Raw genomic sequence first — 11839 nt, 5'->3', positions numbered from 1 at the left:
CGGCGGTGAACCTGTAGCCCGGGCAAGGCGCGTTAAGCGCCGCCCCCGGGAACAGAGCCTGGCGCGAGTAGGGAAATTCACGGCTATTGCGCCACTTCTTTCCCTGCGGACGCCACCGCCGGGCCGCGGTAATCGCCGCCCAGGGCTTTAATCAAGGTGATATCGGTGCTGAGCCGCTGGGCCTCGATATCCAGCAGCAAAAGCTGCTGCGCGATGGCCGGACGACGCGCCTCCTGCGCCGCATAGTAGCTGACCAGTCCGCGCTGATGGTGCGCGCTGGCGCTGCGGGTGGTCATCATCGCCGCCGCGACTTTCTGCTGCTGCAGCGCGGCCTGCTGGTTCAAATCGTTCAACTGGCTGGAGCTAATCGCCACGTCGCGCACCGCGTCCAGCACCGCCTGGTTGTACTGCTTAATTAAAATATTGCTCGCCGTACGCGTCGATTTCAGGTTGGCGTTTAAGCGCCCGCCGTCAAACAACGGCAAATAGAGCCCCGGCAGCAGGTTGATCTGCTGGAATGAGGACTTAAACAGATCGCCGACGCTCAGCGCGTTGTAGCCCCAGAAGGCTTTGATATCGAAGTGCGGGTAAAACGCCGCTTTTGCCGCGTCCACCTGGTTCATCGAAGCGCTGACGTAGCCGCGCAGCGCCTGCAGATCCGGGCGACGGGCCAGCAGTTCAAACGAAAGCGAATCCGGGAGCGTCTCCTGCAGCGCCGGCAGCGCCACGGGATGAATCTCCGGCATGCTATGCGCATCGGCGCCAATCAGCGCCCGCAGCGTTTCCCGATACTGCGTCAGCGTCCCCTGCGCCGTAATCACCTGCTGCTGCGCCGCCAGCAGCTCTGCCTGGGCGTTGGCGACATCGACGCTATCCTCCACGCCGCGCGCGGTACGATGCTCATGCGCCTGCACCGAGAGCCTGGCGATGGCCTCCAGCTGATTAAGTAATGCGATTTTCTGGAAAGTTGCCTGCATCGCGAAATAGAGCTGGGCCACGCTGCTGGCAAGATCCAGCTCTATGCCGGCGGTCTCCGCCTGGCGGGCGTTCTTTTCGCCAATCGCGGCGGCAACGCGGGCGCGGTCGGCGCCCCATAAATCGATATTCAGCGTCGCCCCGACGCCAACCGTATTCAGCGTGTACCAGGGGCCGTTTTTATCCACCGGCAGGGAGAAGGAGTAGGGCCAGGTGAACTGTTTATTGGTGACCCGCAGACGGTTTTGCGCCGCCACGGCGGTGGCCTGCACGCCCATTGCCGACTGCGCCAGCTCGACCGTGGACTGCGATTGCGAAATACGCAGCCGCGCCGCCTGCATGGTGGGGGAGTTCTGCAGCGCGCGATTGACCAGCATATTTAGCTGCGGATCCTGATAGCCTTCCCACCAGCGCGCCGTCGGCCAGCCGCTATTCGCCAGATGGATCACCTGCGCCAGCTCGGCCTGCTGCGGATTGACCAGCGGAACCTGGCCGGGATCGTCCTGAATTAATGCGCACCCGGTTAACAGCGTCAGGGCGAAGGCAAACACCGGGGAGCGCGCGGCGCGCGGGAGAGTAGAGGTTTTAATCATGATTGCATTGCCTGTCGCGGAGTATCGGAAGACGCAAATGGCCACGCCGGCAGAGCGGCCAGCGCGTTGACCAGCGGCGCGCCAAATGGATTCGCCGGGTCCGGGAGAAGCGCCTGAGGGCGTTCTACGGCAGTTTGCTGCGCGTCGATATCGGCAGCGTAGCCTTCAAGCCGCCGGGCGCAGCGGGGTAAAAAAGTATCCCCCGGCGCGGCATACAGACGATAGCCTTCGCTGAGGCGCAGGATCTCTTCCGCCTGATGGAACGTCGCCCGCACCGGCCAGTTTTTGGCTTCCGGCCACGGGTGGGCGTAGGTTCCCAGCGGCTCGGCGGCTACCCGGTTGATTAAGGTTTCGCTCTCGGTCAGCGCGGCAAATAGCGGTACCAGCTGAACCTCATCGTCACTTGAGGAGAGGGTCTGCGCCAGCTGGCGATAAAGCTGCGCCAGACGCGCTTTGAGCTGCGGGGCTTCGCTATCCGGCCATAAATAGAGATGTACAATCGAGGAGACCAGCACGCCGAGCAGGATACCGATAACCCGGTCGCGCAGTTCGGTAAGGTTGCTGAGCGGGCCAAACCAGCTGAGGAACGCCAGCGCAAAGGTGAAACCTATCTGGATCCCGGCGTAGGCGATGCGCTCTGAGCCTGCCGCAATCCACGCGGCCAGCGCGAACACCGGCAGGGTCATCGCCAGCAGGCCGCTCAGCGAGTCGGTCCAGGGCTGCACAAAGACGATCAGGAGCAGCGCAATCAGCGTCGCCAGCAGCGCGCCGCCGATACGCAGCCACGTTTTCTGCATGGTAGCGCCCAGACCCGGCTGGGCGACAATGACGCAGCTCAGCATAATGGTATGGATGCCCTGCCAGTCGGCGGCGGTATAGAAAACGTAGCACAGCAGCGTCGCCAGCAGCGTTTTCAGGGCAAAGTGCAGATAGACTGGATTGGACCACGCGTCCGGCAGCAGCAGCGGCGCTTTTTCCACTTCACCCTTCGGTAACGCGATGGTTTCGCCGCGCGCCAGCCGCGCCAGCACCTCGGCGATCTCCTGCAAAATGGCGCTGTTATCGCTATCGCGTGGGACCATTAACGGCTCCATATCCGCCGCCGTGGGGCTGGGCAGATTATCCGCCAGCGCGTTCAGCTCGCGGGCTATCCGCTGGCGCGCCTCGGAATGGTCGCGGCCCGGTTGTAGCAGCGCCGTTAAATGGTAGCAGCGCAGCGCGGCGGCCATCAGCGATTGCCAGGCCTGCGGGCTGGCGGCAATCTCCGGCGTGGCGCGGGCGGCTTGCTGGTACAGAGACTGCAACTGGTTAAACTGGCCGGCGATCTCTTTAAAGGAGGGTTGCGGCGCCCCGCCATCCGGTTGGCTAAGAATCCGCGCCGTCTGGCGCAGCATGACCACCAGCCGGGCTTTAAACTGATAGCCGGGGAACGCCTGTTGGAAACAGGCGTTGACCAGCAACGTCACCAGAATAGCGGTGTTAATCGCCACCCATAGCCACAGCAGCAGGCGTACCAGAATTTCGCTCTGGCTGGTCATCGACGGGAAGGTCTGGGCGTAGATGACTGCCAGCGCCACCACGAAAAACGCCAGCCCCAGCTTGCCGAGGACCCGCATCAGGTAAATCGCACAGAAGAACAGGATCACCGAGGCAACCAGGCGAATTAGCGGATAGTCATAGGTCCACTTAATAATCAGCAGTACGCCGCCCAGGGCGACGCTGACGGTCACCACGAAAACCACGCTGACCAGCTTAATCATCAGGACGTTAGGCTGGCTGACGTAAAACACCACGATCAGCGCTACGGCGAGGAAGGGAATATGCAGCGTCATAAACAGCACAATCAGCACCGCACAGCTGAGCGTCAGGCGCAGGGTATAGTTCGCCCGCCCCGGCGCATCGCGGAGTTCCCGGGTCAGAAACGGCCACAAGCTTTGCATGCCGTCTCCTTATTGCGGCTGGAGAACGGCGCTGGCGGAAGCGCCCATGCGAAACAGGTTCGGGTCGGGATCTTTGACGGCGATTTTAACCGGGAAGCGCTGGGAGACATGGACCCAGTTGATGCTCTTCTGAATAACCGGCAGGCCTTCAATGACGCTGCCGCCGTCGGGCAGAACACCGGTGCCGACCGAGTCGACTACGCCCTCGAAGGTGCGGCCATGGTTGGTCATTACGGTGATTCTGGCCGGAACGCCGGGCCGAACATTCTGCAAGTCGGTTTCGCGGAAGTTTGCCACCACGTACCAGTGGTTGTCATCCAGCAGGGTAAAGACCGGCTTAAGGGCCGAGGCGTACTGGCCGATCGTCGTCTTCAGCGCCACCACCACGCCGTTAAACGGCGCGCGCACTTCGGTAAATTCGAGATGCAGCTCGGCCAGCGCAATTTGCGCCAGGATCCCCGCGCGCTGCGCCACCATGGCATCAACGCCGGTCACGGCCGCGGAAGCCTGTTTCGCCTGCAGCAGGGTGGCCTCCAGTTCGGCGCGCGCCGCTTTTTCGGCCGTTCGCGCCTGATCCAGATCTTCTTGTGAGGCAAACCCCTGCGGTACCAGCGGCTCAAGGCGTATGCGTGAAGAGGTGGTCTGCTTAACCAGCGCTTTAGCGCGTTCAACGGCGGCGTTGACCGACTGCGCGTTGTACTCTTGCGCTTTGATCGTGCGCTGGGTCAGCATAATCTGCGCATCAAGCGTAGTCAGCCGCGCCTTGGCATCATCAAGCATCGCCTGGTAGGGACGCGGGTCGATGCGGAACAGCAGATCGCCTTTTTTCACCCGCTGATTGTCGCGAATCGGCATTTCGACGATCCGCCCGCTCACTTCCGGCACCACGTCGATGGTGTCGGCATAAACGTAAGCATCGTTGGTTTCCGGCGAGGTTTGCAGCTGCCAGATAACCAGAATCAGCGCCACGATCGCGGCGAGAACGAGCGCCAGCAGGGGCCATTTTTTGCGGATAACGCTTGAGCGGGATTGGGTCATAGGGATCTAGTTTACGAAGAACAGGAACCACAGAATCGTGGCGAACAGGAACATCAGCGCCAGATAGCTGAAGACCAGTGGAGAAAATCGCGATTGCCATCCTTGACGCACAATCAGGATATGGCAGGGAATAAGTAACAGCGCGGCGCCTAATAAGCAGAAGAACCAGCCGGGAAATGCTGCGCCTAAAACCGGAATCGCCGGGGATAATGAGCAGCCGGAGAGCGTAAATAGCGAAAATAAGAGCGCAGGGCCCGCCAGCTTAACAATGCGATTCAAGACGAAATACCTGAGTGCTCGGATTAAGGTGAAATGAGTTTAATCTCACTGTCGGGGAAATAAAAGGCGGAGAGAACAGAAGCGTCTGTATTCCATCGATAAACAGGATATTTTCTATGGATAACACCTGCATAGAAAATCATTCATTCTGCATTAACGACCAGCGGTGGGCGAAATAAAATTTCGCGTGTCAGCGATAGTCGGCGGTGGCTGGCAGGGCTATGCTTAGAGCCAGGACTATAAAAAATAGTCAGAACTGAGGCAATGTCATGGATAAAGAATTACTGCAAGCGGGCTATCGCGCCTATACCGGAGAGAAAATAGATGTCTACTTTAACACCGATATCTGCCAGCACTCGGGTAACTGCGTACGCGGTAGCGCGAAGCTCTTCAATCTGAAACGCAAACCGTGGATCGTCCCGGATGAAGTGGACGTGGCCACGGTGGTCAAGGTTATTGATACCTGCCCGAGCGGCGCGCTGAAGTATCGCCAAAAATAAGCGAGGAAATGATGGAAATACTGGAAGGTCATAACAAGTTTTACGTCAATGACGCCGACGGGAAGCAGGTGGCGGAAATTGTTTTTGTGCCTACGGGCGAGCACCTCAGCATTATTGAACACACTGACGTCGACCCCAGTCTGAAAGGCCAGGGCGTGGGAAAAAAGCTGGTGGCGAAAGTGGTGGAAAAAATGCGCGGCGAGCAGCGTAAAATTATTCCGCTATGCCCGTTTGCCAAACATGAATTTGATCATACCCGCGAGTACGACGATATTCGCGCCTGAAATAAATGCGCCAGCGCGCTGGCGCCACTTTTTTATCTGACGCCGTGTTACCCGGCGATAAGGTTCAGATCGCGGCCGGATAAAAGCTGGTGGATAAGGTCACTGACGTTTTCCCGCTCCACCGGCGGCGAGATGAAATAACCCTGAAAACGGTCGATCCCCAGCGCCTTCAGTCGGTTGAATTTATCCAGACTGTCCACGCCTTCGGCAACACAGCGGCTACCGGTTAGCTGACAGTAGTAGAGCAGACTTTTGATTAGGGCCAGGGCGTGAGGATCGCGCTGCATGTCGTTGACGATGCTCATATCCAGCTTATAGGCGCTGAACCTGACCGATCGTACCGGAAACATGACGCTGCTTTGTGAAAAGCAGTCATCCAGCATAATGGTAAAGCCCTGCTTGCGTAGCCGGGAAATATTGTCGGCAATTTTACTCTGCAGGTTGAGGTCCAGGGTTTCAGCAAATTCCAGTACCAGCCTCGAAGACATATGGGGCTGACGCAGCTGCTGGCGCGCGGTCTCCACCATCCGGAGCAGGTTGTCATTGCTGGCGATAGCAGCGGGAATATTGACCGAGAAATAAAACTCTCCGGAGTGAAGATTAATATTCTCCACGGCCTCGCGAAGCACAAAGGCGGTCAACACCAGCCAGGCATACGCGGAATGTACCTGCGGCAAAAACTCGCCCGGCAGCATAACCTGTCCCTTTTGCCGCCAGCGACAGAGGATCTCCAACCCTTTTAGCTGCATCCGACCATCGGTGATGGGCTGGAATACCGGGAAAATTTGCCGACAGTGAATGGCGTGGACAAATTCGCGCTCGAAGGCGGAAAGCGCAGCATCCGGTTGGATCTTCTGCCCTTTGGTCTGGCTGCCGGGGAATCGGGTTGCCAGCTGAGGATGATGTTCCACCATTTTTTTCAGTCCTGCCATTCGCTGGTTATAAAGCGTTTTGTGGCTAATGCCGCGGCGCTTTGCCTGGGCGTTGACGCTGTATCCGCTGAGTAGACCGAGAATGGCATTTAGCTCCGGCCGGGTGAGCCCGCCTGGGCGCTTTCCGCCGAGGCGTATCTCTTCGTCGGCCAGCTGTTTAAGTGAAGGATATCTTTGCAAAATATAGTCCTGCAGCACCGCGGTCAGGCTGGGGACGGGCAGGTCCGAGGCGGCGGTGCGCACTTCGGCAAGCAAACGGTGATCGATGACCTGATGCAGCAGCGTATGCCACAGCCAGCTGGCCGGGCTGCGGCTGAGGATCAGCATCGGCAGCGGCGTCGCGGAGTGTTCAAGAAACGCAGCGGCCTGCTGCAGGGTGGTGAGCAGCCTGGCCGGGGTTTCCGGCAGAAAAACGATAAGGCGGCGAATGCCGGCGTCGCCGGGAAGCATCTGCGTATCCGATGGCAGCACAACGGGCCGCATGCCGCTGGCCATCATCACTTTGACTAATCCATCGGCGACCAGCGAGCAGGGCGAAAGGATATAGTCCACTCCCGCTCTGCCGCGCGTCGCGGGCGCGTTACTGGTAAACAAAGGTCACCCCAATAATGGATTGCACGTTGCCCGCGGTGACCTGGCCGCTGGTTCGCGCATAGGTTGCGGTGAGTCCGAGGTTGACCGCGGAGGTGCCCACGGTTCCCATAGAGACGGTACTGTTTGAGCGCAGAATAGTGCCATTGCGCAATAGCTGAACGCCTATCCCCTGGGCCGGTGAGGCGGAAGAGGTATTGGTGAACACGCTGTTGGCGCTATCCGCCGTGGTGCCGGAGAGGTAAAAACCTATCTTTTGATTTTGCCCGCAGCGTACCGTGAGCGGAACAGCGGTCGAACCCGGGTACTCAGGCAGCGTTACCGTGACGTTGCGAGCGGAAACGTCGCAGCCGCCCGTCGGGATAATCACGCTATTGTTGGCATAGATGTTCCAGGTAAATTTAGAGGTACGAACGTTACCGCCGCCGTTGATATCGGAACCCACCTGATACATGACCAGCGTGGCGATATGCGAGCCGGCGCTTATCGCCAGCCCGGAGGCGGTGGATATTGGCGTCAGGTAGAGCTGGGTATTCCAGCTGGTGTAGTTGCCGGAAGTAAAATTATGGCTGGCGGTCGGGGAGTTTAGCGGGAAGCTATAGCTAACTCCGTAGTACTTTAAAGAACCGGTAAAATTGGTCAGCAGGCCGCTATAGGCCGAGCCCTGTAGCATGCTTACCATGTCGTTTCGCCTGTCCGGCGCGTCATTTTTACAAAAAATCGAGCTGGATAAGTCGACGACCAGGTTCTGCCCCGCTCCGAGGCTTGGCTGCAGGTTAACGTAGACGTTGGATACTTTCCCGCCGGTATCGCTGTTTAATATGGTGCCGGTGGAGTCGTAGCAGGTATAAGCCCTGACGCTGGTGGAAAAGCCCGCTAACACAAGCGCCAGCCACAGCGCGTTGACCAGCGCCATACGACATCTACGGGGAGCGGTAATCCGCTGATTCATAACGTTCTCCTGCCTTATAGCCAGGTGTAGGTGACGTTAATCACCGCCTGGATTGTTCCTTGCGTTGGTCCGCCGTTAACCGTCAGCGCCCTGACGCGCAATGGAAAGCGGGTGGATTGCGTGGCATCGTTGACGGCCACCGTTTTGCTTGTGCCGTTGTTAAACCGGGCGCCGCTGGTATCCTGCAATTCCAGCTGGAGGTTGCCCGCCGTTCCCTGATTTTTGTAGTAGCCCGTGCTGTCCGCCGTTCCGCTGAAGGTAGCGGTGACCCGCGAGGTGCCGACCGGACAGTTGCTGAGATCGAGGGTGACGTCATGCCAGCCTGATGCCGAGCCGGGTGAAAGCATGTTAAAGGTGTATAAATCACCAAGGTCAACGGTGGCCTTCGGCGTGGCGATGGTGCAGGGTTTGGCCACCACTTTACCGTTAACGGTAATGGTCACGTCGGCGGCGCGGGGGGCGCTGGCGAAGGCCATCGTTACCGCCAGCAGCCAGGGTGCATGAGTCCATTTCATTTCAGCCTCCGGTTACTGAAATTCAAGCGTGAAGGTTGCGGTGGCATTAACGTGTCCTGCTGTAATCGGGACGCGCGCGGCCATCAGCCTGGCGTAGAAGTTGAGGGTGTTGGTCTGCCCGGGTTTCAGCGTGGTCCACGCGATGTTTGACGAGGGGGCGTTGAGTACCAGGGGCGCCCGGCTGCCGTTAAGGATCTGCACGCCGATCCCGGACGCTGCCGATACGCCACTGTCCAGCTTAAGCAGGCTGGTGTTGTCGCTGTCCGCTATGCCGGTAAAGCCGACTTTAACCGCGGTGACGGAGCCGCCGCAGGGCGACAGCACGATGCGAAACGGCACCAGCGGCGTGGTCGTGCCGACGGCATTAAACTGTCTGGCGGCGTTATTCATCAGATCGACGGTAAAATCTTTTGACTCACCTGCGACGGCGCAGGTGTTATCCCTGACATATCCGCTAATCGTGATGGTGCTATCGGCGGCAGGGGTGCTGAAGGAGACCAGAGAGAGTATGGCGCCCAGCAGATACAGGTTTTTTCTCATCATCATGGTTTCCTTAGCGGCACGCTGCCGACAGCTGGCTTAACGCCTGGTTCTGGCTTTCCGGCGGCAGGCTGTAGATGGCCTCACAGCTGGCGTTCGGACCTTCGCCCCATTTCGCCCGCACCTTGCCCGCCAGCGGCATCCCGCTCAGGTAGACCTGGCCGTTATCGGCGACGATGCTGCTGCCCTGGCTGTCGACAGCGGAGGCTATGGCGCCAAAAGGAACCGGTTTACCGTTGTGAGTCAGCGTCATCAGCAGCTTCATGCCGACGCTGGCCTTAAATTCGGCGCGCGCAATCGCCCCGTGGGTGGGCACAATACTGACCACCGCATCATCAAGGTCGACGTTATTGGCCAGCGTATTGGTGTCCAGCGCCACCCGGTTTTCCCGGTATTCGGTGGCGTAGGGCAGAACGGCGTAGCCGCGCCAGTCGGTCCGTACCCCGGTCTGGTTTTCTACCTTCACGCCATCCGCGCCGGGGGCTTTGATCAGCACGACCGTGTCGTTCATCGGCTGGCTCAGGGTGACGCCGTCAGCGTGGGCCAGCACGCCGCCGCTCAGGCCGTAGTAGAGCTGTTTGATACCGTCGCTGCGGCTGTAGCCGACGTTGGCGTTACCGTAGCCGCCGCGGTAGTTCAGCGCCGCGTATCCGGTGCCGCCGCTGTTGCCATCGCCGCCGCCGGCGTAGCCGGTCTGTACGCTGTAGCTCAGGTTGTTGTCCTCCAGCAGCGTGCCGTACAGGCCGGCAAGGCTGGTGGTCCTGCCGTTCAGATCGTTGGACATGCTGTAGCTGGCGTTACCGTTTCTCCAGGCGGAGGTGCTGTCGGAACGCATCCAGTGGCTGAACGGGATACTGACGTTGAGCGCCAGCATCTGGTCGCGGCCCTGCTGCCAGGCGTTTCTGGTCAGGCTGTAGCTCAGGGTCCAGTTGATATCGTCGACGGCGGCGTTAAGCCCGGCCTGGAGCTGCTGGTCGGCCTTACCGGTGCCCCAGTAGGTCTGGTGGCTACCGCTCAGATAGAGCGTGGCGGTACGCCCCAGCTGCTGAGTGACGCTGAGCTGTACCCTGCCGCGCTTGTTGTACGCGAGGTTGTAGTAATCGGTGAACTTCGGTTTCACTTCAATCACGCCGTCCTGGGTCTCGACGTTGTAGCCGCTCATCCGGTTATAGGTGGTGTCGGCGAAGCTGAAATAGCCGCGCGTCGAGTAGCGGTAGCCCACCAGCTGAATGTTGGTGCCGGTATCCGTCAGCGACTTGTTATAGAGGAAACGCACCGACTGCCCCTGATGCTCGCTGTCATCGGGCAGGGTGGCGTTGGCCTGGGTGATATCCAGCGACAGCGCCCCCAGTTGGCCCAGATTTTTGCCGACGCCGAGGTTAAAGGCGCGGTAGCGGTCCGCCAGCTGGGTGCCGCCGTACAGGGTCCAGCCTGCCGGAAGACCGCGCATTACGGTGCTCTGGAAAAATTTCGGTTTTTCCTGCTGATTGTTGCCGCTGCGGTACTCCCCGGCGGTGACGGCATAGCGGGTATGGCCCTCGCGCTGGAGCACCGGCACGGACGAATAAGGGACGGTAAAGACCTGGCTGCTGCCGTCGGCCTCTTTGATGGTCACCTGCAGGTCGCCGCCGTTGCCGGCGGAGTAGAGATCGTTGATGGTGAACGGGCCGGGGGGCACCGTGCTCTGGTAGATCTCATAGCCGTTCTGCTTCACCGACACCTGAGCGGTGCCGCGGGCAATGCCGTGGATAACCGGGGCAAACCCCTTCTGGCTGTCCGGCAGCATGTTGTCATCGGAGGCGAGCTGCGCGCCGCGGAAGTTAATGCCGTCGAAGACGTCGCCGTTGGTGTAGCTGTCGCCCAGGGTCAGACGCGAGCGCAGCGCGGTGATGTCGCGCTCCAGCCAGGTATTGACGTGCTGCCACTTGTTTTCACTGGTCGACGAACTGCCGCTGCTGCTGTAGCTCCAGGTGGTGTTATCGCGCAGACGCCAGGCGCCGAGATTCAGCCCGCTCTGCAGGTTCAGGTACGCGTAATTGCTGCTGCCGCCGATGTCGTTATGGACGTTGTTGCCGGTGAAGTTGTAGTTCAGCAGCCCGGCGTTAATCCCGTGGTCCCAGAGCTCGGGCGGAATATAGCCGCGGGCGCGGTTGCCCATAAACGCCTGGGGTACGGTCAGGTACAGCCGCTGCAGGCCGACATCGAAGCGGGTAGTGGCGTCCTTGATGGTTTCGGTTAACGGTACGCAGGCATCGGATGCCAGAGCGCCGATCCCTTTAATGGATGTCGTGTTGACGCCCATCCCGGCCAGCTGCCCGCGCGTCAGGCAGGGGACCAGCGAGCGATCGCTTTCGCTACTATTAAAAGTGACATCGCGGGTAGTCATAAACCCGTCATTGAGGTAAATATCGACGCGATAGGTTCCCGGAGGGACCTCCTGGCCGTTGGCAAATCCTGATAAGTCCGCCACGGCGGCAGGGTCATCCGCTAAAAAACGTGGATTAAAATAGAGCTCCGCCTGCACGGAAAAGATCGGTGCCGCAAGTAACAGAGCCAGCGTGATTTGAGCGAAAGCGCGCGCATTCCCCGGCCCGTGGCTGCTTTTACGTCCGGAGCCCAGATCGTCGAGTCCATATTTCAGATGTGACATAGTCCCTCCGGTCCAAAGTCGCCCGGCTGTCAGTTCTTATTTTTATTTCC

At 59.6% G+C, this 11839-nt stretch carries 11 protein-coding genes; 2 read left to right on the top strand and 9 right to left on the bottom strand.

Annotated features, from left to right (window positions below; genetic code table 11):
* Positions 1–83: 83 nt before the first annotated feature.
* From IAE27_RS20465 to IAE27_RS20450, 4 genes are read right to left on the bottom strand one after another with little or no spacing between them, the layout of a single operon-like run.
* Positions 84–1568 carry an MdtP family multidrug efflux transporter outer membrane subunit gene (locus IAE27_RS20465; protein WP_105889134.1) on the bottom strand — a complete coding sequence of 495 codons (1485 nt, stop codon included), beginning with the start codon at positions 1566–1568 and terminating at the stop codon, positions 84–86.
* Positions 1565–3508: an FUSC family protein gene (locus IAE27_RS20460; protein WP_142476145.1), complete on the bottom strand. Its 1944-nt coding sequence runs from the start codon at positions 3506–3508 to the stop codon at positions 1565–1567. Before IAE27_RS20460 ends, IAE27_RS20465 begins: the two co-directional genes overlap by 4 nt.
* Before the next feature lie 9 nt (positions 3509–3517).
* A complete protein-coding gene (gene mdtN, locus IAE27_RS20455) occupies positions 3518–4546 on the bottom strand; it encodes a multidrug transporter subunit MdtN (protein ID WP_154022971.1) in 1029 nt (342 codons plus the stop codon).
* 6 nt (positions 4547–4552) lie between these two features.
* Positions 4553–4825, bottom strand: coding sequence for a YtcA family lipoprotein (locus IAE27_RS20450; RefSeq protein WP_004105391.1), 273 nt, complete (start codon positions 4823–4825; stop codon positions 4553–4555).
* Between the two features lie 269 nt (positions 4826–5094).
* Between IAE27_RS20450 and yjdI the strand changes: the two genes are divergently transcribed.
* Both yjdI and IAE27_RS20440 read left to right on the top strand, forming a co-directional pair.
* Positions 5095–5325 (top strand): 4Fe-4S mono-cluster protein YjdI, encoded by a 231-nt coding sequence (gene yjdI, locus IAE27_RS20445; RefSeq protein ID WP_004105390.1) that lies wholly within the window; start codon positions 5095–5097, stop codon positions 5323–5325.
* Between the two features lie 11 nt (positions 5326–5336).
* A complete protein-coding gene (locus tag IAE27_RS20440) occupies positions 5337–5609 on the top strand; it encodes a GNAT family N-acetyltransferase (RefSeq protein WP_004115198.1) in 273 nt (90 codons plus the stop codon).
* A gap of 47 nt (positions 5610–5656) precedes the next feature.
* Here IAE27_RS20440 and IAE27_RS20435 read toward each other — a convergent pair whose 3' ends face one another.
* From IAE27_RS20435 to IAE27_RS20415, 5 genes are read right to left on the bottom strand one after another with little or no spacing between them, the layout of a single operon-like run.
* Positions 5657–7093, bottom strand: coding sequence for an EAL domain-containing protein (locus IAE27_RS20435; protein ID WP_142476151.1), 1437 nt, complete (start codon positions 7091–7093; stop codon positions 5657–5659).
* A 28-nt stretch (positions 7094–7121) separates the two neighbouring features.
* A complete protein-coding gene (locus tag IAE27_RS20430) occupies positions 7122–8084 on the bottom strand; it encodes a fimbrial protein (RefSeq protein WP_004115194.1) in 963 nt (320 codons plus the stop codon).
* Between the two features lie 14 nt (positions 8085–8098).
* Positions 8099–8599, bottom strand: a complete 501-nt coding sequence (locus IAE27_RS20425; RefSeq protein ID WP_108704579.1) for a fimbrial protein — start codon at positions 8597–8599, stop codon at positions 8099–8101.
* Between the two features lie 12 nt (positions 8600–8611).
* Positions 8612–9142 (bottom strand): fimbrial protein, encoded by a 531-nt coding sequence (locus IAE27_RS20420; RefSeq protein WP_016809162.1) that lies wholly within the window; start codon positions 9140–9142, stop codon positions 8612–8614.
* 10 nt (positions 9143–9152) lie between these two features.
* Positions 9153–11789: a fimbrial biogenesis usher protein gene (locus IAE27_RS20415; RefSeq protein WP_108704580.1), complete on the bottom strand. Its 2637-nt coding sequence runs from the start codon at positions 11787–11789 to the stop codon at positions 9153–9155.
* Positions 11790–11839: the final 50 nt, after the last annotated feature.

It is taken from the genome of Klebsiella sp. S69 (assembly GCF_016516145.1).
GTDB classification, from domain to species: domain Bacteria; phylum Pseudomonadota; class Gammaproteobacteria; order Enterobacterales; family Enterobacteriaceae; genus Klebsiella; species Klebsiella oxytoca.
Note: the sequence above shows the minus strand (reverse complement) of the source record. Positions and strands in the feature narration are given on the sequence as shown.

What these genes read in the sequence shown, in the direction of transcription:
- IAE27_RS20430 (WP_004115194.1), bottom strand. Translation starts at nt 8,084, where the DNA reads ATGAATCAGCGGATTACCGCTCCCCGTAGATGTCGTATGGCGCTGGTC.
- IAE27_RS20425 (WP_108704579.1), bottom strand. Translation starts at nt 8,599, where the DNA reads ATGAAATGGACTCATGCACCCTGGCTGCTGGCGGTAACGATGGCCTTC.
- IAE27_RS20420 (WP_016809162.1), bottom strand. Translation starts at nt 9,142, where the DNA reads ATGATGAGAAAAAACCTGTATCTGCTGGGCGCCATACTCTCTCTGGTC.
- IAE27_RS20415 (WP_108704580.1), bottom strand. Translation starts at nt 11,789, where the DNA reads ATGTCACATCTGAAATATGGACTCGACGATCTGGGCTCCGGACGTAAA.
- IAE27_RS20440 (WP_004115198.1), top strand. Translation starts at nt 5,337, where the DNA reads ATGGAAATACTGGAAGGTCATAACAAGTTTTACGTCAATGACGCCGAC.
- IAE27_RS20460 (WP_142476145.1), bottom strand. Translation starts at nt 3,508, where the DNA reads ATGCAAAGCTTGTGGCCGTTTCTGACCCGGGAACTCCGCGATGCGCCG.
- mdtN (WP_154022971.1), bottom strand. Translation starts at nt 4,546, where the DNA reads ATGACCCAATCCCGCTCAAGCGTTATCCGCAAAAAATGGCCCCTGCTG.
- yjdI (WP_004105390.1), top strand. Translation starts at nt 5,095, where the DNA reads ATGGATAAAGAATTACTGCAAGCGGGCTATCGCGCCTATACCGGAGAG.
- IAE27_RS20465 (WP_105889134.1), bottom strand. Translation starts at nt 1,568, where the DNA reads ATGATTAAAACCTCTACTCTCCCGCGCGCCGCGCGCTCCCCGGTGTTT.